Below are 26,308 nucleotides of genomic sequence, written 5' to 3'. Positions count from 1 at the left end.
ATGTTCGCCGTATACGCCGCACGTGTCGACGCAGAGCAGCCGCTGAGCGGGCTGGAGCTGGGCGAGCGCCCGGAGCCCGGCACGCGGGAGGGCTGGAGCACGATCACGGTGAAGGCCGCGTCGCTCAACCACCACGACCTGTGGTCGCTGCGCGGGGTCGGGCTCGGGCAGGAGAATCTGCCGATGATCCTCGGCTGCGACGCGGCCGGGGTGGACGAGGACGGCAACGAGGTGGTGCTGCACTCGGTGATCGGGCAGACCGGCCACGGGGTGGGCCCCGACGAGCGCCGGTCGCTGCTCACCGAGCGGTACCAGGGCACACTGGCCGAGCGGGTCAGCGTGCCGACCTGGAACGTGCTGCCCAAGCCGGCCGCGCTGAGCTTCGAGGAGGCGGCCTGCCTGCCGACGGCCTGGCTGACCGCGTACCGCATGCTCTTCACCCAGGCCGGTGTACGCCCCGGGGACGCGGTCCTGGTGCAGGGCGCGGGCGGCGGGGTCGCCACCGCCGCGATCGTGCTGGCCAAGGCGGCGGGCCTGCGGGTCTACGCCACCAGCCGGGACGCGGGCAAGCGGCAGCGGGCGCTGGAGCTGGGGGCGCACGCGGTCGTGGAGCCCGGCGGGCGGCTGCCGGAGCGGGTCGACGCGGTCATCGAGACGGTCGGCGCCGCGACCTGGTCGCACTCGGTCAAGTCGCTGCGCCCCGGCGGCACCCTGGTCATCTCCGGCGCCACCAGCGGCGTGAACCCGGCCGCCACCGGGCTGAACCGGATCTTCTTCCTCGAACTGCGGGTCATCGGCTCGACGATGGGCACCAAGGACGAGCTGGAGGACCTGCTCGGCTTCTGCGCGGCCACCGGCGTACGCCCGGTCATCGACACGGTCCTGCCGATGGACCGGGCGCGCGAGGGCTTCGAACAGCTGGAGCGCGGCGAGGTGTTCGGCAAGATCGTGCTCACCAGCGGCTGACCGCGCTCACGGCCGGCCGCCGGCGCGCAGCGTGGCGGTGATGGACGCCGCCGCCGCCGACAGATGGCGCCGGACCTCGCGCAACTGGGCGTCGTCCACGCCGAGGTCACGGGCCGCGTCGCGCACGTCGTCACGGAAGCGGTCGAGCAGCCGCTCCAGGTCGCGCACCGGGTCGGCGGACGGCGGGTCGTCGTCCGCACCCGCTGCCTCGTCCTTGGCCGGATACGGCGGCTGCGCCCACGAGGTGGTCGGTACGTCCATCGGCCCAGGACCCGGCGCGCCCGCGCCGGGACGGCCGGCGGCGCCGCCGAACTGGCCCAGCTCCCTGGTCAGTTCCGCCAGGCCGTCACGCAGCCCGGCCTGCCAGTCGCCGCCGCGCGAATACGCCTGGACCTGGTCCTGCACCTGCCGGGCGATCCGCTGCACCTCGTCCCTGGCGCTGTCCATCGCGTCCCGCGCGGCCTTCGCCTGCCGGCGCGCGGCCCGCGCCTCCTCCTTGGCCCTGCGGCTCTCCTCCTTGGCGCGCTGGGCCTGCTCCTTCCACTCCTGCCTGGCGTCCTTGTACGCCCGCCCGTCGTCCGGCCGGGCCGCCCGTGCCTGCTGGGCCGCGGCCCGCACCTCCCGGCGCAGGTCGCCGGCCGCGCCGCGCACGTCCTCGCGGATCTCGGCGGCCAGCGTGGACACCGACTCGCGGATCTCCGCTTCGAGCCCGGCGATCTCGCCGGCCCGGGAGGCCAGTTCGGCGCGGCCCTCCTCGGTGAGGGCGTAGATCTTGCGGCCGCCCTCGGTGGAGTGGGTGACCAGGCCCTCCTTCTCCAGCTTCGCCAGCCGGGGGTAGACCGTGCCGGCCGAGGGCGCGTACAGCCCCTGGAAACGCTCCTCCAGCAGCCGGATCACCTCGTAGCCGTGCCGCGGCGACTCGTCCAGCAGCTTGAGCAGATACAGCCGCAGCCGGCCGTGCGCGAAGACGGGCGCCATGTCAGATGTCCTTCCGGAAGGAGGGCGCGTCCTCCAGCGGAGGCCTGCGCAGCAGGGCGATCGCGCCCGAGACGGTGGTGGCCTTGAGCTTGGCGCCCCCCGATCCCACCCGGCCGCTGATGCGCTTGACCCCCCACAGGCCGGTCACCTGCAACTCCTCGAAGGCGCAGGACACATGGCCGCTGGTGGTGTTCGCGTCGACGTCGGCGTCGCCCTGCTCCGGGATGCGGATGGCGATTTCGCCCGACACGGTGGTCAGCTGGATCTGCGCGCCGGCCGACGGGTCCAGGTCCAGCACCATGCTGCCGCTGACCGAGTCCGCCCTGACCTCGGAGCCGCTGCCCTCCACGACGGTGAGGTCACCGGAGACGGTGTTGACCCGCAGGTCGCCGGACACGGACTGGGCCTCGACATTGCCCCCGACCGTGTTGGCCTTCACCGGCCCGGTCAGGCCGACGAGCGTGGTGTCGCCGTTCACGCCCTGGACGACGGTGGAGCCGCTGATCCCGGAGATCACCGCGCCCGCGCCGATCACGCCGACCTCCACGGAGGTGCCTTGCGGCACGGCGAGGGAGATCACCGCGCGGCGGCGCCAGCCGTGCCGGTCGTGCCACTTGAGCAGGCCCTTCCAGCTCAGGTCGTCGTACGCGACGGTCAGCGTCGAGCCGCGCCGCTCGATCTTGAGCGGCGGGCCGTCGATCTCGGTGACCTCCAGCCGGGCGGGCCCCTCGTCGACGCCGACCACATTGACGGCGCCGCCGACGATGCGGACACAGAGCGTGTCCACGGTGTCCTCGAACTCGAACGTCCCGGGTTCTGTGACAGTCCGGTCCATCGTGCCCCTCCTTGACCGCCGGGCTTGACGCAACATATCGCGTCCCTTCACAACACGATATATCGCGTCCGTGGGAAGTCAAGCAACCCCCGCCGGGTGAGGGTGTCGCCGTAGGCCCGCGCCGCCGTCGTGGTCGCGCGGGACATGGCGCGCCCGGCGGGGCGGGTGGGGCGCCCGGGGGCCTATTCGTCCTCGTCCAGGCGGGCGAGCCACGTGGCGAACCGCTCGACGGGAATCTCGAACTCGGGATTGAGGTCGACGAACTCGCGGAGCCGGTCCGCGAGCCACTCGACCGTGACCTCCTCCTCTCCGCGCCGGTCTGCCAGCTCCTCGATGCCGCGGTCGGTGAAGTACAAGATCTGCTCCTGAAACAGGGGTGGGACAGTCGCCGGACGGGGAAGAACAGCGAAGGACGGGGACGGACCGGACAAGGATAGGAGTTGCCCGAAGGGCCTCGCGCGGGCACCGCCAGGCACTAGCCTTTCGGGAGTGATCGGCCAGTGGGGGGTGGCATGGACGCGCTGACCGCTGCTACGGGTGCGACACGTGCGAGGAACGGCATGGGGGGAGCGGGGTGACACCGCGGAGCGATGAGCTCGACCCCATCGACCCGGCCGAGACCCTCGTCCCGCTGGTCCGTGAGGCGACCGTCCGTATCCATGGTGCGAAGCCCGGCCACCCGCTCTTCGGCAGCGGCTTCTTCGTCGCGCCGAACTGGGTGCTGACCTGCGCCCATGTGGCATGCCGGAGCGCGGACCAGGCGGAGGAGGCGGCGGGCGTGGGGCAGCCGGCGGCGCGCGAGGTCACGGTCGGCTGGGGCGGTCGCATGCTCAACGGCGTCGTCGAGTGGGCCGAGCCCGCCGGCCACGACGGCGGCAGCTGGCCCGCCCCCGACCTCGCGCTGATCCGGCTGCTCGACCCGGTGGACCACCCGTGCGTATGGCTGACCGAGCGCACCACCAAGGCGTACACCACCAACCAGGTGGCCTTCTTCGGCTACACCCCCGGCGCCGACGAGGTGGAGTCGTACAACGGCAGGTGCACCATCAGCGGCCAGGTCGGCACCACCGGCGTGCTCAAGCTCGGCAATGAGGACGAGATGCCGCACGGCGTGTCCGGCGGGCCCGTGGTGGACCTGGTGCGCGGCGAGGTCATCGGGGTGCTCAAGGCCCGCAGGCAGGGCAAGGACGGCGGCCTCGCGGTCGGCATCCAGCAATTACGCAGGCTGCCCGCCGACCAGGGCGACCCGGCGTCCGACCTCTACCACCGGGTGATGGCCGCGCACGACCTGCACCACGCCGACCGGCACGCCTTCGTCCGCAACGACGGCGGCACCTGGACCGACGCGCACATCGAGATCGGTGCCTGCGCGGGCCGCGCCCTCACCCCGGGCCAGCGCACCTGGCTGCTCGGGCTGCTGGCCCAGCTGCCGCCGCCGGCCGACGCGCGCAGCCTCCAGGACATCGTCGGCACGGTCCGCGGCGGCCCCGTCCAGGGCCTGCCGGTCGCCCCCCGCGCCTGGCGCGACGGCCTCGGACTGCTCTACGACCTGCGGCGCGGCACCACGGAACTGGAGGCGGTACTGCGGTACGCCGTGCACGCCGCCACCGCCGACCGGGTCGGCGCCACCGACGAGTCCGCGGAACGCGCCCTGTGGGGCTGGGCCCAGCAGACCGCGGGCGCCGCCGACACGCTCAGCCGGCTGTTCCGCCGCACCCTGGTGGACGAGCGCAAGAGCCGGCTGCGGGTCAGGGGCATGGCCGTCCTGGACCTGCTGCCCGCGCTGCGGCACGGCCCCGAGGCCCTGGTGGAGATCTTCCCGCGCGGCTGGGAGCCCGGCCACTACGACTGGCGGGTCAGCGCGGTGCCGGAGAGCGGCGAGGTGGACTGCGTCGAGGAGGAGTTCGGCGGTACGGACCTGGAGGCGCTGGCCGGCCGGCTGCGTGAACCGCTGCGCGAGGCCTTCCGCCGCTGCGACGCCTCCGGCGTCCCCGCCGTCATCCAGCTGGCCGTCCCCGGCGCCCTGGTGGGCCGCTTCGCCGACATCCGGCTGCTCGGCATCGGCGCCGACCGCCCGGTGGTGATCCGCCGCACCGACATGCCCGCGGAGGAGCGGCCGGAGGCCGACGAGCGCGCCGCCCGCTGGCGCGCCCTGCACGAGCAGCCGCTCCGCCCCGACATCCTCGACTGCGACGAGGGCGTCCCCAGCCCGCTGCCCGACGAGAGCGACCTGCGCGCCCGCCCCCGCGACACGCTTCCGGTGCTCTGCCGCAGCGCCGCCACCGTGCCCGAGTCGCTGCACCGGATCGTCCGCAGCGGCTACAGCGTCGCCCTGTGGCGGCGGCAGCCGCTCGCCCAGGAGTCCATGTGCGGGGACTTCCACCGCGGCATGGTCCGCGAGGTGCGGTCCGCGAGGTCGGCGGGCCGGCTGCCGCGGGTACTGGCGGAGCTGCGGGCCGGGGCAGACGACGGGGTGCCGGAGAAGTTCTGGTCCGCCGATCTGATGATCTTCTACCACGATCCGACCCGGCCGCTGCCCGGGACCGACGAGCCGTTGGAGACACCGTGACGAGGGATTGCGAGGTATCGAGGTGAGTGAGACGACCGAGACCGGCCCGTCGGGCGACTGGCTCATCTACCGCGGTACGGGCGAGCCCCACACCCGGATAGACGGACTCCCCGAGCCCCCGCCCTGGCGGGACTTCGACGGCGGCCCGCTGGTCGCGGCCGGTCCGGGCCCGGACAGCTCGTCGGCCCGCAGACTCGGCGCGTACCGGCACATGGCCGAGATGCACCGGCCCAGCCCCGAGGAGCTGGAGATGGTCAACGCGGCGCTGTACCTGCGCCGCCCGCTGCTGGTCACCGGCAGCCCCGGCACGGGCAAGAGCACCCTCGCGCACGCCGTCGCGTACGAACTGGGCCTGGGCCGCGTGCTGCACTGGCCGATCGTCAGCCGCAGCGCCCTGCAGGACGGCCTCTACCGCTACGACGCCATCGCCCGGTTGCAGGACACCCAGATCGCCGCCAACACGGGCACCGCCCCGCCCGGCGGCATCGGCAGCTACATCCGGCTCGGCCCGCTCGGCACCGCGCTGCTGCCCACCGCCAAACCGCGGGTGCTGCTGATCGACGAACTGGACAAGAGCGATATCGACCTGCCCAACGACCTGCTGAACGTGATGGAGGAGGGCGAGTACGGCATCCCCGAACTCGAACGCCTCTCCGAACGCGAGCCGCAGGTCGACGTCCTCACCGACGACGGCGCCAAGGTCACCATCAGCGAGGGCCGGGTCCGCTGCCGCGCCTTCCCCTTCGTGATCCTCACCAGCAACGGCGAGCGGGACTTCCCCGCGCCGCTGCTGCGCCGCTGCATCCACCTGGAGCTGGACCGCCCCGACCACCAGCGGCTGTCCACCGTCGTACGCGCCCACCTCGGCGAGGAGGCGGCCACCGTGGGCGAGGACCTGGTGACCCGCTTCCTGGACCGCTCCCGCAGCGAACTGCTGGCCACCGATCAGCTGCTGAACGCGATCTACCTCACCCACCATGCGGCGCCGCCCACCCGCTCCCGGCTCGCGGACATGCTCATCCAACGGCTCGACCGGCCCAGGTGAGGCAGCAGTGGACGCCGAGCCGAACCCGAGAGCCCAGCAGCCGCAACCACTCGCGCGGGACGCCACCGGCGAACCGCCCCCGCCCGACCCGCTGGCCGAACTCGTCGGCAGGCTGACCCGGGCCGGCCTCGAACCCGGCACCGGCGAACTGGCCGACGCGCTCTGGCTGGCCCGGTGGTCGGCGCCGACCGAGCCGGCCCCGGTCCCGGCCGGCCGGCCGCGGGACCCCGCCCACGACGGCGCGGGCGGCTCGGGCGGCGCGCCCGGCGACCTGCCGCAGGTCCCGGCGGACGGCACCGACGGGGGCGGCAAGCGGCTGGTCCCGCCCGAGCGGGACGACGCCGGCATGGTCGACCTCTACCCCGGCGTAGCCGAACCCGGCCGCAGCCACGCGGGACCCGGCGGCCCCACGGTGGCCGTCCCGGAGGCCACCGCGCTGCCCCGGCTGCTGGAACTCCAGTCGGCGCTGCGGCCGTTGCAGCGCTACCGCAGCCCCGCCCGGCCGCTGCGGGTGACCCTGGACGAATCCGCCACCGCCGACCGCACCGCCCGGGCCGGCGGCCTGCTGCTGCCGGTCTTCCGCCCGGTCAGGCGCGGCAACGCCTCCATGCAGCTGCTGATGGACGCCTCCTCCTCGATGTACGTCTGGGAGCGGATGCTGCGCGAACTCGGCGGTGTCTTCGAACGCCTCGGCGCCTTCCGCGAGGTGCTGGTCCGCCATCTGCACGCCACCCCGGAGGGCGCCCCCGCCGTCAGCGGCCGCTTCGACCCCGAGCCGTCCGCGCTGCGCTCCGCGGACCAGCTCGGCGACCCCACAGGACGCCGGATCACCCTGCTGGTCAGCGACTGCGCAGGGCCGCTGTGGCGCTCGGGCCAGGCGCACCGGCTGCTGCACCGGCTCGCCGGACACGGCCCGGTGGCCGTGCTCCAGCCGCTGCCCGCCCGCTTGTGGTCGCGCACCCGGCTGCCGGTCTCCTACGGGGTGCTGCACCGGGCCGAAGGCCCGCTGCCCGCCGCGCCGCTGCGCTTCTCGGCCGGCGCCGGCGGCTTCACCTCGCCGCCCGCGGGCGACGCGCTGCCGGTGCCCGTACTCCCGCCCACCGCCCAGGCGCTGGGCGCGTGGGCGCGGCTGCTGGCCGGCACCGGCGCCGGCGAGGTGGCGGCCGCCGTCGGCTGGGTGCGCTCCGACCAGCCCGTGAGCCCGGCCAGGCCGCGCGGCGCGAGCCTGCCGCCCGCCATCCTGGTCGGCCGCTTCCGCTCCGCCGCCTCCCCGGCCGCCGCCCAGCTCGCCGTCTACCTGTCCGCGGCCCCGCTCTTCCTGCCCGTCATGCAGCTCGTCCAGCGCACCATGCTGCCCGACTCAGGACCCGCGGAGCTGGCCGAAGTGCTGCTCAGCGGACTGGTCGTACGCGCCGAGGACGACGACCACCGGTGGTACGAGTTCGCGCCCGGCATCCGCGACGTACTGCTCGGGCCGCTTGGCCTGGACGAGGCCCGCCTGGTGCTCAAGCACTGCTCCGAATACGTCGAGCAGCGCTTCGGCCGCAGCGGCCCCAACTTCCCCGCCCTGGCCATCACCCAGCTCACCGACGGGCCGAGCGACGCCGTCTCCGACGCCGCGGTCGCCTCCGCCGCCCGGGACACCGCCCGCGCCGAGGGCGCCGCCGTCGGCGTCGACTCCCAGCAGCCCTTCGCCGAGGTCGCCGCCCGCGTCCTGGAACGCTTCGTGCCGCTGGCCGGCAGCCGCAGCCTGGGCGCCCTGCCGGTCGCCGGTACGAGCGGCACCTCCGGTGTCGTCCTGCGGGCCAGGGAACTCGTCGCGAAATTCCGCGACGAGGGCATGGTGCAGAACCTGATGGAAGCCGTGCAGATGCTGCGCCGGGCCGCCGCCGAGGAGTTCCGGCTCGGCACCGACCCGGAGCTGTGGAGCGAACTGGCCGAACAGCTCATCCGGTTGTGGCGGCTGCGCGGCGGCCCGGGACTGCTGCGCGAGGCCCAGGACGCCGCGGAGACCGCCGCCGCCCACCCCGGCTCGATCAAGGCCCGCGCGGTCAGGGCCGCGGTGCTGCGCGCCTCCGCCGACGACCGGGCCGCCGTCGGCGACACCCGGGCCGCGCTCGAACTGCTGCGCCGCGCCGACCGCGAGCTGACCGCCGTCTGCGCGTCCCCCGGGCTCGGCCGCCGCGAAGTGCTCGCCGCCACCCTGGAACGCGTCCAGGTGCTGGAGGACCAGTGGCTGATCAGCGGTGACGCCGTACTCCTCGAAGAGACCGTCGGCATGCTCGAAGCCTTCGCGGACTCCTGGCCGCCCTCGGACGACCGCCCCGGCGAACTCGCCCTCGCCCACGGCCGTGCCCTGCTCCGGCTGGCCGGCGCCGCCCTCGACCGGGAACGCGAGCAGGTCTGCGCGGAGCACGCCGCCGCGTCCTTCGAGGCCGGCCTCGACGCGCTGCAGCGCGAGGACGCCGCGCCCGAAGAGCTCGTCGCCGCCATCCTCGCCCTCGTCGACGCCCTGGTGACGGCCGGCGGCCGGCTGCCCGCCGCACAGCAGCTGGTCGACCGCGCGCTCGGCGAGACCCGCGACCGACTGCTGCGGGCCGCGATCCTCGCCAGGGCCGGCCGGATCAGGGTCGCCCGGCACACCGAGGGCGGCCCGCCGGGCGAACTCGAGGCAGCCGCCGGGCGGTTCGCGGAAGCCTGCCGGCTCACCCCGCGCGACCGCCCCGAATACAGCGACCTCGTCGCCGAGTGGGGCGCCGCCCTGCTCGACCGGGCCGCGCTCCCCGGCGGCGAACTCTTCGTCAACCGGGCCGTCCTGGTCCTGCGCGACTGCCGCATGGAGACCGCCGCGGACGACCTGCGGCTGCCCGCGCGGCTGCTGATGCTCGGCCGGGCACTCGTGCTGCGCTACACCGCGGAAGGGGATCTGGTCGACCTGCGCGAGGCCGAGCACGTACTGAGCCGGGCCGTGCAGCCCGCGATCGACCCGAGCCAGCGGGCCAGGATCAACTTCGAGCTGGGCGAGGTGCACCGGCTCGGATACGTGCACACGCGGCGCGCGGAACGCCTCGACCTCGCGGCCGACGCCTACCGGCGCGCGGCCGAGGCCGCCGGCGCGGCAGCCGCGGCCCGCCCCTCGCAGTCGCGCCCCATGGTGTGGCTCGCCGCACAGGCGCATCATTGGCGTGGCGTGGTGTACGAATTCGCCCGCCGCAACAGGGCCGCGGCCGACGCGTATCGCGCCGCGCTGGCCGGCTGGCGGCAACTCCCGGACGAGGGCGGCGACTTCGGCCGCCTGACCGTTGAGCGCCTGGCCGCGCTCAACCGGGACGTCTGAATACGGCGCGTATGGAACACGGAGGTCCGTGATGGAAGAAGAGCCCGCGCGGGGCGGGGTGGAGGGTGCGGACGGGGCGTCCGCTCCCGACATCCTCGGACTCGACCTTGAAGCGCTGCGGACGGTTGAGCATCCGGTGCTGGCCGCACTGGTCAGCGACCTTCGCGACCGCGTTGCCGCGCCGGGCGGCGAAGCGCTCTGGGGCTTCGACAACTCGATGTAGCCCCGGGCCCAGTCCCAGTCCCAGCCCCAGCCCCGGCCCCGGGCGCGTGCCGCTTGCGCTGCGCGCTTGCCCGCGGCCCCGGGGCGCGTGCCGCTTGCGGTGGCGTCGCTTCTTTCCCCCGGCGGGGGCTGGTCACGCGGTTCCCCGCGCCCCTGAGGGGGTGCCACTTGCGGTGGCGATTCGCCCGCGGCCGCACCGCGGCTGGGCGCGCAGTTCCCCGCGCCCCTGCGCGGCTCGTGCTCTGCCGCAGCGGGCGACCGCGCGACCAGCCCACCACCGGGCCGCGGCCGGGCGGGGAGATGGGTTAAGGCCAAAACGCCGGCCGGGCGTTTGCGGTGGGTTACCCGGCGGGAACAACCGCGGGGGCCACCGGGGCGGCCCTGAGCACGGGGAGGCGACGTGACCCACCACCAACCCGCGGCGCGACCCGCAGAACCGATCCGCCAGTTCATCATCAAGGCGCACAGCCGGTGCAACCTCGCCTGCACGTACTGCTACCTCTACGCCGCCCAGGACCAGGGCTGGCGCCACCGCCCCCGGGCGGTGGCCCCCCGCGTCGCCGAGCGCACGGCGCACCGCATCGCCGAGCACGCCGCCACCCACCGGCTGCGCGACGTCGCCGTCGTCCTGCACGGCGGCGAACCGCTGCTGGCCGGCGCCGACCGGCTCGCCGCCGACGTCGAGCGGCTGCGGCGCACCGTACCGGCCAGGGTCCACGCGAGCGTGCAGACCAACGCCACCCTGCTCACCCCGGACCGCGTCGCCCGGCTGCGTGACGCGCGTATACGCGTCGGCGTCAGCCTCGACGGCGGCCGTCCCGCGCACAACGCGGCCCGGGTGGACCACGCGGGCCGCCCCGGGTGGCCCGCCGCCGCGGCCGGGCTGCGGCTGCTCGCGGCGACCGCGCCCGAGGCCTACGCGGGAGTGCTGTGCGTGGTGGACCTGCGGCACGACCCGGTCGAGGTCTACGACTCGCTGCTGGCCTTCGCGCCGCCCGCGATCGACCTGCTGCTGCCGCACGGCAACTGGACGACGCCGCCGCCGGGGCTGCCCGCGCCGGCCGCGGACCCGGCGCCGTACGGCCGCTGGCTGACCGCCGTCTTCGACCGCTGGTGGCGGGCGGACCGCCGGGAGACCAGGGTGCGGCTGTTCGAGGAGTGCGTCGCGCTGCTGCTCGGTGTGCCCGCGGCCACCGAACGGCTCGGCCTCCAGCCGTTCACCGCGGCCGTCGTCGAGACCGACGGCAGCATCGAGCAGGTCGACTCGCTGAAATCCGCGTACGAGGGCGCCGCCGCCACCGGCATGGACGTCTTCCGCAACAGCTTCGACGACGTGCTCGCCCACCCCGGGGTCGCCGCCCGCCAGGCGGGCCTGGCCGCGCTCGGCGCCGCCTGCCGTGCCTGCCCGCTGGTCACCGTCTGCGGCGGCGGCCACTACGCCCACCGCTATCTGGCCGGCAGCGGCTTCCGCAACCGGTCGGTGTACTGCGCGGACCTGGCGTTCCTGATCCGGCACATCGGGTCCCGGCTCACGTCGGCGGCCGGCGTCGGCGGCCACCCGCCCCGGGAGGCGGTCCGGTGACCGTGCCCGACGACGTGCTCCGCGCCCTCGGCGGCAGCGGCGGCGACGCCGACGCCCTGGACCTGCTGGTCGCCCAGCAGCGCCGCCGCCGGCTGCTCACGCTGCGCGCGCTGCTCGACGCCGTCGCCGAGGCGCCGCCCGGCGCGCTGCCGCCCGCCGCGGCGGCCCGGGTGCTGGCGGACTGGCGGCTGCTGGCCGCGGCGGAGCGCGCCGACCCGGCCGCCGCCCGCCGCGTCGTCCACTACCCGATGACCGGCGCCTGGGCCGAACGCGCCCTGCGCGCGCTGGCCGCGCCCGGCCCGCCGCGGCGGCCCGCCGCCGCCCTGGCCTACCTCGGCGCCCTCGCGGCGGCGGCAGCGGCCCGCGCGGGCCTGCGCTTCACCGCCGACGTCCCGGTCCACGACGGCCTGCTGGCCCTCCCCACCCTCGGCGCCTGCACGGTCCCCGCCGCCTGCCCCGCGGTGACCGTCACCGGCGACGGCCCCCGCCTCTGGCTCCACATCCCCGCACCTGCCGCCCCCGCCGGCCCCCCGCCGCCCGCGGGGCGCCCGGTCGAAGTGCGGCGCGGGCCGGACGGGGTGTGGCGGTCCGCGGCGAGCGGGTGGCGGCCGATCAGGGCGCTGTGGCGGGAGGACGGGCGGGCGGTGCTGATCGATGACGCCGACCCGCACCGGGACGAGGAGCGGCGGTCCAATCCGTACGGACTCAGCGTGTCCGGCGTGCTGGAGCCGGGGCAGCACGCCCGCTGGCGTACCGCGTGGCGCGACGCGCAGCCCTGGCTGCGGCTCGGCGGGGGCGAGCGCGCCGCGGGGGTCGGCGCGCTGCTCGACTGCTTCGTGCCGCTCACCCGCTCGCCGACCGCGCACAGCAGCGCCACCCGGGGCGACGCCTTCGGCGCGCTGCTCAGCAGCACCCCGCGCAGCGGCCTTGAGCTGGCCACGACCCTGGTCCACGAGTTGCAGCACGCCCGGCTGCTGGCGCTGTCCGCGCTGACCGTGCTGCACACCGCGGACGACAGCCCCCGCTACTGGGCGCCGTGGCGGTCCGACCCGCGGCCCTTCGACGGGCTCTTCCAGGGCGCCTACGCCCATCTGGGCCTGGCCGACTTCCACCTCGGCGTGGCACTGAGCGGCGGCGCCCCGCCCGCGGTCAGGGACGCCGCGTGGGCGGACCACTGCCGGTGCAGGCAGCAGGTGGCCGCCGCGCTGCCGCAACTGCTCGGCTCCTCGCGTCTCACCCGGCAGGGCCGCACCCTGGTCACGGCGATGGCGGCGCACCACACCCGGCTCACCCGGCATCCACCGCCGGACGGCCACCTCGCGCGGGCCACCGCCTACGTCGAGACCGCCCGCGTCATATGGCGGCGCCAGCGCGCCTGAACGGCCGGGAAGACATCGCAAGCGGGCGTGACGGCACGTCAACGGACGACCAACCGGTGTAGTTTCTGGCAGAGGCGACCTGTTGGTCCGTCAGGGCACCGCCGGGTCCAGCCAGCACACCGCACGTACACGAGGGAGACGGTCCAATGGCCGGAGGGCGTAGCACCGCGGCGGCAATCGCGCGCGGCCCGGTGACCATCAGCTTCGCGGGCTACAACAGGGCCTGGGCCTCCTGGATCGCCGGCCGGCTGGAGAGATACGGCGTGCGGGCCGTGCTCCAGCGCTTCGACCTCACCCCGGACAGCAGCATCGGCGACGCGCTGGAGGACCTGCTGCTGTCCGAGGGCCGGGTGCTGATCGTGCTGTCCGAGTGGTACTTCCGGCTCGGCCCGCGCGGCCACGACGAGTGGAATGCCGCCCTGCGCCGTATCGTTCCGCCCAACAGCGAGCGCTTCGCGGCGGTTTCGGTGACCCCGGCCGCGCTGCCCAGCGCTGTCGTCTCGCTCGGCGCCGCCGACCTGTGGAACCTGGGCGCAGCGGAGGCCGAGCGGCGGCTGCTCGCCCGGCTCGGCATCACCCCCTCCCGCGGCTCCACCGGCGACGGCCTCGGCGCCCCCGGCGGCCCCCGCTTCCCGCTGGAGCAGCCCGACGTGTGGGGCGGCATGCCGCGCCGCAACACCCGCTTCACCGGCCGCGAGGAACTGCTCGGCGAGATGTACCAGGAGTTCCAGCGGGCGGAGCCGGGGGCGGGTGTCGTCACCCTCTTCGGCCTGTCCGGCGTCGGCAAGACGCACATCGCGACGGAGTACGTCTACCGCTTCGGCCCGGAGTACGACGTGGTCTGGTGGGTCCGCGCCGCCGAGCGCGGCACGCTGCGCGAGAAGCTCGCCGGGCTGGCCCCCGCACTCGGCCTGGTCACGGGGCGCGAGTACGGCGAGCGGCTGCGCGCGGTCAGGGACGCGCTGCGCCGCGGCGAGCCGTACGGCCGCTGGCTGGTGATCCTCGACGGCGCCGACCAGCCCGACGACATCCACGACCTGGTGCCCAACGGGCCCGGGCACGTCCTGATCACCTCGCAGAACCGCGAGTGGAGCGAGCACAACAGCGTCCTGATCGAGGTCCCGGTCTACGACCGCGTCGAATCGGTCGCCTTCGTCCGCCGCCGCGCCCCCCGGCTCGACGAGGCCGACGCCGACAAGCTGGCCGAGGCGCTGGGCGACCTCGCGCTGGCCCTCGACCAGAACGCGGGCGCGCTCAACGACTCCAACACCCCGGTCGACGAGTACATCGAACTGCTGCGGCACGGCGCCGACATCGAACCGGGCCTCAAGGTCGCGGCCGACTTCCAGATGACGTACTACACCGCCTTCTCGATACTGCTCAACCGGCTCCGCGAGGACAAACCGGAGGCCGTCGACCTGCTGCGGCTGTGCGTCTTCTTCGCGCCGGGGCCGATCCCGGTACGGCTGCTGCGCGACCTGCCGATCCGCGATGTGCCCGAGCAGCTCGCCGGGCTGATGGAAGACCCGCTGCTGTGGAATTCGGCCATAAGCAAACTCGCCCAGTGGTCGGTGATCCAGTCCGACCCGCAGGAGAGCGGGGCCGAGGAGTCGGTCGGCTCCACCGAGATCGTCCAGATGCACCGGCTGGTCTACCAGGCGGTGCGCGCCGACATGCCGGAGGAGGAGCTGAGCACCTACTCCCGGGTGGTCCGCAGGATCCTCGCCGCCGCCGACCCCAGCCGCCCCAGCGACACCCGGCTGTGGCCGCGGTACGCCGAGATCGTGCCGCACCTGGCGGCGTCCGGCGCACTGGAGAGCACCAACCCCGAGATCCAGAACATGGTGCTCAACTGCCTGCGCTATCTGTACCTGTCCGGTGAGTACCGCGCGGGCCTGCGGGTCGCGGAACTGGCCGCCGAGCAGTGGCCGCAGCTGCTGGAGCCCGGCCACCCCCGGCTGTGGGACCTCATCCACCACCGCGCCAACCTGATGCGCGCCACCGGCGACTACACCGCCACCGAGGCCATCGACCGGGCCGCCTACGAGCAGTTGCTCGCCGACCGCGGCGACCGCGACCTGCTGGTGATGCGGGCGGCCGGCAGCCTGGCCGCCGACCTGCGCACACTGGGCCGCTACGACGAGGCGCTCGACCTGTCGCTGGTCGTCAGGGACGGCTACGCGGAACTGGTCGGCGAGGAGGACTCCCGCACCCTCAGCGCGCAGAACAACGTCGCCATCACCTACCGGCTGCTCGGCCGCTACCAGGAGGCGATGAAGCTCGACCAGGACACCATGGAGGCCCGCCGCGAGCTGCTGCACGACCGGCACAACTGGACGCTGTCGTCGGAGAACCACTTCGCCCACGACCTGCGCCTGGTCGGCCGCTACGAGCAGGCCACCTCGGTCCAGGAGCGCAACTGCGAGGTCCACAGGACCGTGCTGGGCGCCGACAACCCGCAGACGCTGCGCGCCGAGCACAACCTCGCCCTGTGCCTCTACCGGGCCGGCGACCGCCCGAAGGCGGCGAATCTGCTGGCCCGGCTGCTGGAGCGCTGCGAGCGGGTGCTCGGCGACCTCGACCCGCTGACCGTGCGGGTCGCGGTGACCTTCTCCAGCTTCGAGCGCCAGCACGGCGACCTGGACCGGGCCCGCGAGTTGAGCGAGTTCGCGCTGCGCGAATACCACCGGCAGCTCGGCGACGAGCACCCCTACAGCGCCGGTGTGCTCGGCAACCACGGCCTGGTCCTGCGGGCCGCCGGCGAACGCCAGCAGTCGCAGATCGAGATCGAGACCTCGCTGACCGCCATGATCCGCGCGGTCGGCGAGGACCACCCCTGGACGCTGGGCTGCGCCCTGAACGCCACCGGCGCCCGCAACTTCGCCGGCGACCCGGAGAGCGCCGCGGAATTGAGCCGCGCCACCGCGGAGAGGTCCGCCGCCGCCCTCGGCAAGCACCACCCGCTGACGCTGTCCGCGCAGATCGCGCTGGCCACCGACCTGCGCAATCTGCGCAGGCGCACGGAGGCCGACAAGATCGAGGAGGAGGCGCTCGCGGCGCTGTCCGGCACGCTGGGCCCGCAGCACCCGCACACCGTCTCGGCCCGCTCCAGGACCCGCCCGTACTGGGACTTCGAGCCGTTCACCACCTGACCTGACCGCACGCGAACGGCGGGTGGCCCGTACCTCACCGGTACGGGCCACCCGCCGTTCCACCGCCTGCGAAGGCGCGAGGGCGTCAGATGTCGAAGACCTCGTTGATCAGCTCCTCCTGCTGGGCCTGGTGGCGCTTGGCCGAGCCGACAGCGGGGGAGGACGACGCCGGCCGGGAGACCCGGCGCAGGCGGTCGGCGTTGTCCGGGGCCGCGCCGAGCAGCAGATCGAGGTGGTCGATCAGGTTCAGCGCGATGAACGGCCAGGCACCCTGGTTGGCGGGCTCGTCCTGCGCCCACACGAACTTCTGCGCCTTGGTGTACGGGGCGATGGCCGCCTGGATCTCCACACCGGGGAGCGGGTAGAGCCGCTCGATCCGGATGAAGGCCACCTCGTTCGCACCGCGGCGCTCCCGCTCGGCGACCAGGTCGTAGTAGACCTTGCCGGAGCAGAAGACCACCTTGCGGACCGCGTCGGCCTGCACCGCGTCGTCGGCGATGACCGGCTGGAAGGCGCCCGTGGTGAAGTCCTCGGCCTTCGAGGCCGCCGCCTTGAGCCGGAGCATCGACTTCGGGGTGAAGACGATCAGCGGCTTGTGGTGCGGGTTGTGGACCTGCCAGCGCAGCAGGTGGAAGTAGTTCGCCGGGGTGGTCGGGACCGCCACCGTCATGTTGTTCTGCGCGCACAGCTGGAGGAAGCGCTCGATCCGGGCCGAGGAGTGGTCCGGGCCCTGGCCCTCGTAGCCGTGCGGCAGCAGCAGGGTGACGCCGGAGGTCTGGCCCCACTTCTGCTCGGCCGAGGAGATGAACTCGTCCACGATGGTGGCCGCGCCGTTGACGAAGTCGCCGAACTGCGCCTCCCACATCACCAGCGCGTCCGGGCGGGCCAGCGAGTAGCCGTACTCGAAGCCCATGGCCGCGTACTCGCTGAGCAGCGAGTCGTAGACGTTGTAGCGGGCCTGGTCCTCGGACAGGTAGAGCAGCGGGGTGTAGTCCTCGCCGGTCTCCCGGTCGATGAGGACCGCGTGCCGCTGGCCGAAGGTGCCGCGCCGGGAGTCCTGGCCCGCGAGGCGGACCGGGGTGCCCTCCAGCAGCAGCGAACCGATGGCCAGCGTCTCGCCCATGCCCCAGTCGATCGTGCCGTCCTCGACCATCGCCGCCCGGCGCTGGAGCTGCGGCAGCAGCCGCGGGTGGACGGTGACGTGCTCGGGGATGTTGATCTGGGAGGCGGCGATCCGCTTGACGACCTCGGAGGACACCGCGGTCTGCACCGCGACGGGGAACTCCGACTGCGTGCCGGACTGCTCGTGCTCGGCCGGCGCGGCGGTGGCCTCGCGGACCTCGGTGAACACCTTCTCCAGCTGGCCCTGGTAGTCCTGGAGCGCCTGCTCGGCCTCTTCCAGGGTGATGTCGCCGCGGCCGATCAGCGACTCGGTGTAGAGCTTGCGCACCGAGCGCTTCTTGTCGATCAGGTCGTACATCAGCGGCTGGGTGAAGGCCGGGTTGTCCGACTCGTTGTGCCCGCGGCGGCGGTAGCAGATCAGGTCGATCACGACGTCCTTGTTGAACGCCTGGCGGTACTCGAACGCCAGCCGGGCGACCCGGACCACGGCCTCGGGGTCGTCGCCGTTCACATGGAAGATCGGCGCCTCGATCATCCGGGCCACGTCGGTCGCGTACATCGACGAGCGCGCGGACTCGGGGGCGGCGGTGAAGCCGACCTGGTTGTTGATCACCACGTGCACGGTGCCGCCGGTGCGGTAGCCGCGCAGCTGCGACATGTTCAGCGTCTCCGCGACGACACCCTGGCCGGCGAAGGCCGCGTCGCCGTGCAGGGCGATCGGCAGGACGGTGAAGTCCGTGCCGGCCTTGTTGATGATGTCCTGCTTGGCCCGCGCGATGCCTTCGAGCACCGGGTCGACCGCTTCGAGGTGCGAGGGGTTCGCGGCCAGCGAGACGGTGATCTGCTCGCCGTCCAGGCCGGTGAAGGTGCCCTGCGCGCCCAGGTGGTACTTGACGTCGCCGGAGCCGTGCATCGACTTCGGGTCGAGGTTGCCCTCGAACTCGCGGAAGATCTGCGCGTACGACTTGCCGACGATGTTCGCCAGCACATTGAGCCGGCCGCGGTGGGCCATGCCGATCACGGTCTCGTCGAGCCGGGACTCGGCCGCCGCGTCGATGACCGCGTCCAGCAGCGGGATGACCGACTCGCCGCCCTCGAGCGAGAAGCGCTTCTGGCCGACGTACTTCGTCTGCAGGAAGGTCTCGAAGGCCTCGGCGGCGTTCAGCCGGCGCAGGATGCGCAGCTGCTCCTCGCGCTCGGGCTTGGCGTGCGGGCGCTCGATGCGGTCCTGGATCCACTTGCGCTGCTTGGGGTCCTGGATGTGCATGAACTCCACGCCGACGGTCCGGCAGTACGAGTCCCGCAGCACGCCCAGGATGTCGCGCAGCTTCATCAGCGACTTGCCGGCGAAACCGCCGACCGCGAACTCCCGCTCCAGGTCCCACAGGGTGAGCCCGTGCTCCAGCACGTCCAGGTCGGGGTGCTTGCGCTGGCGGTACTCCAGCGGGTCGGTGTCGGCCATGACATGGCCGCGGACCCGGTAGGAGTGGATCAGCTCGAAGACCCGCGCGGCCTTGGTGACGTCGTCGTCGTGCGCGGTGTCGATGTCGGTACGCCACCGGACCGGCTCGTACGGGATGCGCAGCGCGGCGAAGATGTCGTCGAAGAAGTCGTTCTCGCCGAGCAGCAGCTGGCTCATGACCCGCAGGAATTCGCCGGAGGCGGCACCCTGGATCACCCGGTGGTCGTAGGTGCTGGTCAGCGTCATGACCTTGGAGATGCCCAGCTTGTTCAGGGTGTCCTGCGAGGTGCCCTGGAACTCCGCCGGGTAGTCCATCGAGCCGACGCCGAGGATCATGCTCTGGCCGGGCATCAGCCGCGGCACCGAGTGGACGGTGCCCAGGCCGCCGGGGTTGGTCAGCGAGGCCGTGACGCCCTGGAAGTCGTCCATGGTGAGCTTGCCGGACCTGGCCCGGCGGACGATGTCCTCGTAGGCCTGCCAGAACTCGAAGAAGTTCAGCGTCTCGGCCTGCTTGATGGCCGCGACGACCAGCTGGCGGTCGCCGTTGGCCTTCACCAGGTCGATGGCCAGGCCCAGGTTGACGTGGTCGGGCTTGACCAGCGTCGGCTTGCCGTCCTTCAGCGCGAAGGAGTGGTTCATCGACGGCATCGCCTTGAGCGCCTGCACCATGGCGTAGCCGATCAGGTGCGTGAAGGAGACCTTGCCGCCGCGGGCGCGCTTGAGGTGGTTGTTGATGACGATGCGGTTGTCGAACAGCAGCTTCACCGGGATGGCGCGCACCGAGGTGGCCGTCGGCAGTTCGAGCGAGGCGCTCATGTTCTTCGCCACAGCCGCGGCGGGGCCGCGCAGCGTCACGAACTCGGTCTCCGGCTCGGCGGCCGGGGCCGGCGCCGCCTTGGCGGCGGGTGCGGGGGCCGCGGGGGCGGCGGCGGGCGCCGCGGGAGCTGCGGGCTTCGCGGGCGCCGCGGCGGCGGGAACGGGCGCGGCGGGGGCCGCGGGCGCCGGGGCCGCCGCTACGGGAGCCGGGGCCGCGGGGGCCGGCTCCGCGGGGGCGGCGGGCGCGGGGGGCACGGGCTGGCCGGAAGTCACCGGTGCGGTGGTCGCACGCGCCGCGGCACCGGACGCCCCGCCCTGGCCCGCGGGCGCCGCCGGAGCGGCGGAGCCGTCCGGCTTGTAGTCGGCGAAGAAGTCCCACCAGGCTCGGTCTACCGAGTTCGGATCCTGGAGGTACTGCTGGTAGATCTCATCGACCAGCCACTCGTTCGGGCCGAAACCCGCTGCAGGGCCTGCGCCCTGCACTTCGTGGTCGGTCGTGACACTAGAGCTATTGGGGGACTGTGGCGACACGGCGGTAACCGCCCTCTTCCGCTTCACAAGATGGTGGACAGCGGAAATAAAGGCTACGCCTACCGGACCCTCCGCCGCAGGCCCGGGGCCCAGTCGTCGCGCAAGTCACACCCGAAGTCTGGTTTCAGGGCCGTTCCTGGCGGGAAATTGGTCCCTCTTGAGGGTTGCCCGGTCAGAAGTCGGCCTTACGCGCTGCGTGAACTGCGGCCACTCTAAGTCAAGATCCGGCCGCGGCGACACCTGGGAGGGTGACGTGGATGCGGCAGCCCCGGGGGGATTCGGCCACTTCTATCCGTCCGCCGTGCAGATCCACCGCCCAGCGCGCGATCGCCAGCCCCAGTCCCGTACCGCCGTCGCCGCCCGGATGGGAGCCGCGGTGGAAGCGCTCGAAGACCCGTACGCGGTCGGCCGCCGGGATGCCGGGGCCCTCGTCCACCACGTCGATCTCCAGGCTGCCCGGCGCCATTCCGCGACGCGCCCGTACGGTGACCCGGCCGCCCGGCGGGCTGTGCTTGACGGCGTTGTCGACCAGGTTGGCCACCACCTGGTGCAGCCGCTCACCGTCGGCGTAGGCGGTCAGGCCCAGGGGTGACACGTCCAGGTGCAGCGGGACGTCCGCCCGGGCCCTGGAGCGCGACCCGGAGCCGCCGGTGCCCATGCCCAGGCTCGCCGTCTTGAGCACCGCCGACAGGTACGGCCACACCTCGAACGGCTTGGTGTCCAGCCGTACCGCCCCGCTGTCCAGGCGCGACAGGTCCAGCAGCTGGCTGACCAGCTTGCCGAGCCGCTCGGTCTGCTGGAGGGCCAGCCGCATCGTCTCGGGGTCGGCGGCCGACACCCCGTCCACCACGTTCTCCAGCACCGCGCGCAGCGCCGCGATCGGGGTGCGCAGCTCGTGCGAGACATTCGCCACCAGCTCCTTGCGGTGCCGGTCGGCGGCGGCCAGGTCGGCGGCCATCCGGTTGAACGTCTCGGCCAGCTCGCCGACCTCGTCCCTGCGCACCCGCGTCACCCTGCGGCTGTAGTCGCCGCCCGCCATGGCCCGCGCGACCGCCGTCATCTCCCGCAGCGGGGCCGTCAGGCCGTTCGCCACGATCTGGGTGATCAGCAGCGACGCGATGATCGAGAAGATGGTGATCACCCGCAGCTCGGTCGCCGAGTGGATCGCCAGGATCACCAGCCCCGTGGTGATCAGTACCGACACCAGCACCAGCAGCTGGAGCGCCGCCTTGATCGACCGGTACGGGTCCCACGGCCGCAGCGCCGCCCACACCCGACGCCACAAGCGCCTCACCGCCGCACTCTCCCGCTCACTTCGAGGGCATCTCCAGCGCGTAGCCGACACCGTGGACGGTACGGATACGGTCCGCGCCGATCTTCCGGCGCAGCGCCTTCACGTGGCTGTCCACGGTCCTGGTGCCCGACGCGTCGGCCCAGTCCCACACCTCGGCCAGCAGCTGCTCGCGGGACAGCACCGCCCTGGGCTGCTGCGCCAGGCACACCAGCAGCTCGAACTCCGTCGGCGTCAGATGTACGTCGGAGCCGCCGACCCTGACCCGCCGCTGGGCGTGGTCGATCTCCAGGTCGCCGAGCTGGATCGCGGCGCCCCGCGGGCTGTGCGCGGCCGTCGCGGCTCGCTCGACCCGGCGCAGCAGCACATGCACCCGGGCGGCCAGCTCCCGCATCGAGAACGGCTTGGTCATGTAGTCGTCCGCGCCGACGCCGAGGCCGACCAGCATGTCGGTCTCGTCGTCCCGCGCGGTCAGCATCAGCACCGGCACCGGCCGGTCCGCCTGCACCCTGCGGCACACTTCGAGCCCGTCGTAGCCGGGCAGCATCACGTCCAGGACCAGCAGGTCGGGCTGCCACGAATGGGCGGCCTCCACTGCGGCCGGGCCGTCCCCCGCGGTCCGCACCTGGAAGCCCTCGGCCTGGAGCCGTGCCGCGATCGCCTGCGCTATCGTCCGGTCGTCCTCGACCACGAGCACCCGGCGCTGCGCGCCCGTCGTCTGCGTGCCGTCCAATTCCGCCCCACCACAATCGTCCTGGAATACCGGCAGCGTACGGGGCGGGCCGCTGCTGTGACCATCACGCCTCAGGACGCCCGGTGTGCCAGGTGCACGACATCAGGCACCCCGCGGAGCACCGGGATCTCAAGGGTGTGCACCCGTTCGAATCCCGCGGACCGCAGTGCCGCCTCGAATGCGGCCGACGGTTGTGCCGACCACACTGCGAGGACGCCGCCCGGCGTGAGCCGGTTCCGGCAGGCGTCGAGGCCGCTGGGACTGTAGAGACTGCCGTTGTTCTCGGTGACTGTCCAGTCCGGCCCGTTGTCGATGTCCAGGCACAAGGCGTCGTACGCCTTACCCGGGCGCCGCAGGTGCGCCAGCAGGTCGTCCACCACGAGGAACACCCTCGGGTCGTCCAGGGCGCCCGCGGAGAATTCCCGCAACGGCCCCTCGCGGTGCCACGCCACGACGGCGGGCTCGCGCTCCACCACCTCGATACGCCCCCACGGCCCGGCTGCCGCCCGGGCCAGTGAGAAGCCGACGCCGAGGCCGCCGAGGAGGACGCTCGGCTTGTCCTCGCCCCTGTCCCCGCCCCGGTCCAGCGCTTGCAGCGCGGCGTCGACCAGAAGCCTTTCCGACCTGCCGTCGGAGGTGTCCATGAGGAAGCAGCCGTTGGCGATGATCTCGTAGCGCCGCTCGCCGCGGCGCCGCAGCACGATCTCCCCGGCCGGCCCGTTCCGCCGGTCCACGACGACCGGCCCCCCGTCTCCCGCGATCATCCCCCCACCCTAGTGCGACCCTGTCGGTGATCTTGGTGGGTCCGCGCCGGGCCAGGCGGGTGTGGAGGTGCCGAGCCTGGTGGTCGGGGTGTCGGCCAGGGCCCGGTCGAAGGGCACTGAGGGGACCCGGTCAGAGGCTGGCCTGGCTGCCTCCCGCACCCTGCGGCAGTACCCCGCCCGCACGCCCCCGTTCCGCCTCGGCGACCAGTTCGCGGACCCGGGCCGCCGGAACGGGCACCCCGGGAGTGCTCAGGAACCACGGGAAGTAGTCGGCGGGGGTGAGACCGGCGGGTGGTTCGCCGAGGTACGGCTTGGTGTACACGGGCGTGCCCGGCTCGCTGCGCCAGCTCTCGGCCAGCGTGCCCGTGTCCACGGTGTCGTAGCCGAGGGTGTCCAGGAGCTGTGCCGCTTCCTGTTTCGCCGTCTCGTCGTCGCCCGCGACGGGCAGGGCGCTGCGGTCCGGCGCTCCGGCGGGGCGAGCGAGGGTGAACAGCTGGTTGGAGCCGATGCTGTTGAACGCCTTCACCAGGCGCGAGCCCGCGAGGTGGCGTTGCACGAGGCTGCTGGAGGTGAGCTCGCTTGAGTCCAGCACCGCCAGGCGGCCGTCGCGCTGCGGGTAGTAGTTCATCGTGTCCAGGACCGTCCTGCCGCGCAGCGCCGCGACGGGCAGCCGGTCGTAGGCCTTGAGCGGGATGGTGACGACGACGAGGTCACCGGCACGGGCGGCCTCGTCCGGGGTCGCCGCACGAGCCCCCTCGCCCAGCGAGGCCACCAGGTCGGCCAGTGTGTCGGGCCCGCGGGAATTGCTGAGGACGACGTTCATTCCGGCCGCCACAGCGAGGCGTGCCAGGGAGGTACCGATCAGTCCGCTGCCGATAAGGCCGAGCGTTCGAGGCACTGCGATTTCTCCTTCTGCGGTGGGCGGCGGCCGCGAGCCGGCGCAGCCCTGCGGGCGCCTCTCGGCGCTGGAGGGCGGGGGGGACGCATCGGTGTGGCACCGGACCGCCCATGAGGCGCCGGCGAACACGGCTGCGCCCGGCGGCCGACAGACTCCGGCCGATGATCCGGAGGCTGCATCCGTTTTCTACCACGAAAAAACGGAGGTAGCATCCTTTTCATGTTCGGAGTGCTGTTCACCACCCGTCCCACCCCCCAGGAACAGCCGTGAGCGCCCCGCAGCCGGTGGCGCGCAAACCCCGGGCGGACGTCGTTCGCAACCGGGCGCGCGTCCTCGACACAGCGCTACGGCACTTCACCGAGCATGGCGTCGGCACCTCACTGGAGGCCATCGCCAAGGACGCCGGCGTCGGGCCCGCCACGCTCTACCGGCACTTCCCGACCCGGGAGGCACTGCTGGCCGCTGCCCTCGACGTGCACGGCGAGGCACTCCTGGAACAGTTGCCGTCCCTGAAAGACGCGGCCAATGCCGATCAGACCCTGCGCCGCTGGATGCGGGTCCTGGAGGACTACCTCAGCACCTTCAGCGGCCTGCCCGAACCCGTCCTCACGGCACTCGCCTCCTACGACTCTCCCCTCGCCGCCAACTGCGAGAAGCTGGTCGCGATCACGGACGACTTCGTCGACGCCGCTCAGCGGCACGGCACAGCCCGTCCCACCGTACGCGGCAGGGACCTCTTCCTGGCCGCCCTCCTCCTCGCCTGGACCCGCAACGCCCCGGTCGGGGACGACGCCCTCCCCACCCTGCGCAACCTCCTCGAAACCGGGTACAGCACTCGCTGACCGGACGGGATCCTCAGCGGCCCGGCATGCCTCTCCACACCTTTGCGCCTGATCCGCTGGACGGATGGCTTCTCGATCCTGCGCTCTTTCGTTCGAAGGAAGCCGGACTGGTACGCGAGCGCAGCACGCAGCGCACCGATTCCACCCACGTCCTGGCCGCGGTGCGCGATCCGACCCGGCTGGAACTGGTCACCGAGGCGGTCCGTGCCGCGCTGGAGGAGACCGCCCGCACGGCCGGGCATGCGCCGCTGCCGCTACCGGGGGCAGGCCAAGACCCGGCTGACTCGCCGATCCGGTGGCTGAGTCGGCTGGTGGCAGGCGGCGGCGCGAAAATCCGATCATTTAGCTCGATCGGGTCTGACGGGGCCGATTCAGTCGAGCCGTGGGCAAGCGGTGTGGATGATCTTGGCGAGACGCCTTCCGATGTGGGGCACATTGCGAGCTCCGGGCTGTCTTTTGTCGATTCTGGAGGATTGATGCGACACCCTGTCTCCCGACTCAGGGCGCGAGCACTGGCGGTCGGGCTCGCCCTGACCGTGGTCGCCCTCGTACCCGCGGGCTCCGCTGGTGCGGCTGGTCAGTACCAGTGGGCCGCCCTGGGCGACTCGTACACCGCCGGCGGCTTCGTCGGGGACCCGCAGCCCGCGCTCGGGGATGCGTCGCGGGACGGCTGCGACCGCACCACCGGCGCCTACCCCGGCCTGGTCCAGCAGGAGCTCGACGAGTTCCCGCCCGGCGAACCCGTCCACCTGACCAACGTCAGCTGCGGCAACGCCACCATCGACAACATCGGCAAGACCAAGCAGACGCCGATCAGCCCGGTCCAGCCCCCCGCCGGAGGCTGGCCCGCGGTCGACCCGCAGATCAAGCGCGCCAACCTGAACGACCGGACCGACGTCGTCACCATCGGCGTCGGCGGCAACAGCCTGCCCTTCGGCGGCATGCTCCTCAAGTGCCTGGAACTGGGTCCGAAGACCGGCGAGTCCTGCCGCGAGCACTTTACCGACCCGCCCGCGGGCGAGGAGAGCATCCAGGACAAGCTCGCCAGGGTCCAGGACGAGTACATCGAGATGCTGGCCAAGGTGCACGAGGCCGCGCCCAACGCCAAGGTGATCACCGTCGGCTACCCGGCGGTCCTGCCGGACCGGGCCAGTGACTGCAACCGCCTGTCCCTCACCGAGCTGGGCTCGATCAAACACGCCGACATCGACTGGCTCCGTGACAACGTCCTCAAGCCGCTGAACAGCACCATCCAGCGGGTCACCTCGTTCTTCGGCGACCGCTACGTCGACGTCTACTCCTCCAGCGTGGGCCATGACGCCTGCCAGCCCGCAGGCACCAAGTGGGTCGAGGGAATCTGCGGCGACGCCGCCGGCTACTGGCCCTCAAGCCTCCCCGGCACCGCACTGAACTGCGGTCTCATCAACAAGCGCGTCACCCTGGTCCACCCCAATGGCGCGGGATACGCCAACACCGCCGCGCATGTCGAACGAGCCATCCGCATCGCTCTCCTGGAACGCTGACCGACCGCCCACCGGCGCCGGTGCCCCCGCCCGCGTGGGACCGCGGGCGGGGGCCCGCCATGTGCATACGGACGTGGCCACGCCTCCGGCACCACTGCGAGCCGGTCATGGTTGCGCGCGCAGTTCCCCGCGCCCCTTCGGGGCACGTCTCCTCCGCCGTTGAGGGTGAGGTCCGGCTCCCCCGCCGCAGAGGGCAAGCGTTTCCAGGGGCGCGGGGAACTGCGCGACAAGCCACGACGCAGCCGCAGGCAAGCACGCCAC

Annotated in this window: 18 protein-coding genes; 10 read left to right on the top strand and 8 right to left on the bottom strand. The window is 73.3% G+C overall.

Translation table 11 applies throughout. From position 1 onward, the window contains the following. A complete protein-coding gene (locus OHA86_RS11930; RefSeq protein ID WP_329174849.1) occupies positions 1–966 on the top strand; it encodes a zinc-binding dehydrogenase in 966 nt (321 codons plus the stop codon). A gap of 6 nt (positions 967–972) precedes the next feature. On the opposite strand, the gene OHA86_RS11925 is transcribed toward OHA86_RS11930, so the two are convergent. From OHA86_RS11925 to OHA86_RS11915, 3 genes are all read right to left on the bottom strand, one after another. Further along, on the bottom strand, positions 973–1,944 hold the full coding sequence (locus OHA86_RS11925) for a PadR family transcriptional regulator (protein WP_329174847.1): 972 nt from the start codon (positions 1,942–1,944) through the stop codon (positions 973–975). A gap of 1 nt (position 1,945) precedes the next feature. Continuing rightward, on the bottom strand, positions 1,946–2,779 hold the full coding sequence (locus OHA86_RS11920) for a DUF4097 family beta strand repeat-containing protein (protein WP_329174845.1): 834 nt from the start codon (positions 2,777–2,779) through the stop codon (positions 1,946–1,948). Between the two features lie 182 nt (positions 2,780–2,961). After that, entirely contained in the window at positions 2,962–3,135 is a 174-nt protein-coding gene (locus OHA86_RS11915; protein WP_329174844.1) for a DUF6104 family protein, read from the bottom strand. A 218-nt stretch (positions 3,136–3,353) separates the two neighbouring features. Between OHA86_RS11915 and OHA86_RS11910 the strand changes: the two genes are divergently transcribed. From OHA86_RS11910 to fxsT, 7 genes are all read left to right on the top strand, one after another. Next, positions 3,354–5,348 (top strand): VMAP-C domain-containing protein, encoded by a 1,995-nt coding sequence (locus OHA86_RS11910; protein ID WP_329174843.1) that lies wholly within the window; start codon positions 3,354–3,356, stop codon positions 5,346–5,348. Between the two features lie 22 nt (positions 5,349–5,370). Next, entirely contained in the window at positions 5,371–6,393 is a 1,023-nt protein-coding gene (locus OHA86_RS11905) for an AAA family ATPase (protein WP_329174842.1), read from the top strand. Between the two features lie 7 nt (positions 6,394–6,400). Then, positions 6,401–9,730, top strand: a complete 3,330-nt coding sequence (locus tag OHA86_RS11900; RefSeq protein ID WP_329174840.1) for an SAV_2336 N-terminal domain-related protein — start codon at positions 6,401–6,403, stop codon at positions 9,728–9,730. Positions 9,731–9,761: 31 nt separating this feature from the next. Next, positions 9,762–9,953 (top strand): FxSxx-COOH cyclophane-containing RiPP peptide, encoded by a 192-nt coding sequence (gene fxsA / locus OHA86_RS11895; RefSeq protein WP_329174838.1) that lies wholly within the window; start codon positions 9,762–9,764, stop codon positions 9,951–9,953. Positions 9,954–10,352: 399 nt separating this feature from the next. Beyond that, entirely contained in the window at positions 10,353–11,534 is a 1,182-nt protein-coding gene (locus tag OHA86_RS11890) for an FxsB family cyclophane-forming radical SAM/SPASM peptide maturase (RefSeq protein WP_329174837.1), read from the top strand. After that, the gene (locus tag OHA86_RS11885) at positions 11,531–12,913 is read left to right on the top strand and encodes an aKG-HExxH-type peptide beta-hydroxylase (protein ID WP_329174835.1); all 1,383 of its coding nucleotides are present in this window, start codon (positions 11,531–11,533) and stop codon (positions 12,911–12,913) included. Before OHA86_RS11890 ends, OHA86_RS11885 begins: the two co-directional genes overlap by 4 nt. A gap of 146 nt (positions 12,914–13,059) precedes the next feature. Continuing rightward, positions 13,060–16,065, top strand: a complete 3,006-nt coding sequence (gene fxsT, locus OHA86_RS11880; protein WP_329174833.1) for an FxSxx-COOH system tetratricopeptide repeat protein — start codon at positions 13,060–13,062, stop codon at positions 16,063–16,065. Positions 16,066–16,150: 85 nt separating this feature from the next. On the opposite strand, the gene OHA86_RS11875 is transcribed toward fxsT, so the two are convergent. From OHA86_RS11875 to OHA86_RS11855, 5 genes are all read right to left on the bottom strand, one after another. After that, positions 16,151–19,996 carry a multifunctional oxoglutarate decarboxylase/oxoglutarate dehydrogenase thiamine pyrophosphate-binding subunit/dihydrolipoyllysine-residue succinyltransferase subunit gene (locus OHA86_RS11875; protein WP_329174832.1) on the bottom strand — a complete coding sequence of 1,282 codons (3,846 nt, stop codon included), beginning with the start codon at positions 19,994–19,996 and terminating at the stop codon, positions 16,151–16,153. Positions 19,997–20,213: 217 nt separating this feature from the next. Next, on the bottom strand, positions 20,214–21,290 hold the full coding sequence (locus OHA86_RS11870; RefSeq protein ID WP_329174830.1) for a HAMP domain-containing sensor histidine kinase: 1,077 nt from the start codon (positions 21,288–21,290) through the stop codon (positions 20,214–20,216). A 16-nt stretch (positions 21,291–21,306) separates the two neighbouring features. After that, positions 21,307–22,020 (bottom strand): response regulator transcription factor, encoded by a 714-nt coding sequence (locus OHA86_RS11865; protein ID WP_329174828.1) that lies wholly within the window; start codon positions 22,018–22,020, stop codon positions 21,307–21,309. Positions 22,021–22,091: 71 nt separating this feature from the next. After that, the gene (locus OHA86_RS11860) at positions 22,092–22,784 is read right to left on the bottom strand and encodes a spermidine synthase (protein ID WP_329174826.1); all 693 of its coding nucleotides are present in this window, start codon (positions 22,782–22,784) and stop codon (positions 22,092–22,094) included. Between the two features lie 130 nt (positions 22,785–22,914). Continuing rightward, positions 22,915–23,682 carry an NADPH-dependent F420 reductase gene (locus tag OHA86_RS11855; RefSeq protein WP_329174825.1) on the bottom strand — a complete coding sequence of 256 codons (768 nt, stop codon included), beginning with the start codon at positions 23,680–23,682 and terminating at the stop codon, positions 22,915–22,917. A gap of 266 nt (positions 23,683–23,948) precedes the next feature. Between OHA86_RS11855 and OHA86_RS11850 the strand changes: the two genes are divergently transcribed. Next, positions 23,949–24,524, top strand: coding sequence for a TetR/AcrR family transcriptional regulator (locus OHA86_RS11850; RefSeq protein WP_329174824.1), 576 nt, complete (start codon positions 23,949–23,951; stop codon positions 24,522–24,524). 476 nt (positions 24,525–25,000) lie between these two features. Beyond that, positions 25,001–26,047: an SGNH/GDSL hydrolase family protein gene (locus tag OHA86_RS11845; protein WP_329182369.1), complete on the top strand. Its 1,047-nt coding sequence runs from the start codon at positions 25,001–25,003 to the stop codon at positions 26,045–26,047. Positions 26,048–26,308: the final 261 nt, after the last annotated feature.

Source organism: Streptomyces sp. NBC_01477, assembly GCF_036227245.1.
Lineage (GTDB): Bacteria > Actinomycetota > Actinomycetes > Streptomycetales > Streptomycetaceae > Actinacidiphila.
The sequence above is the reverse complement of the archived record's forward strand: the minus strand, read 5'-3'. Positions and strand labels throughout refer to the sequence as shown.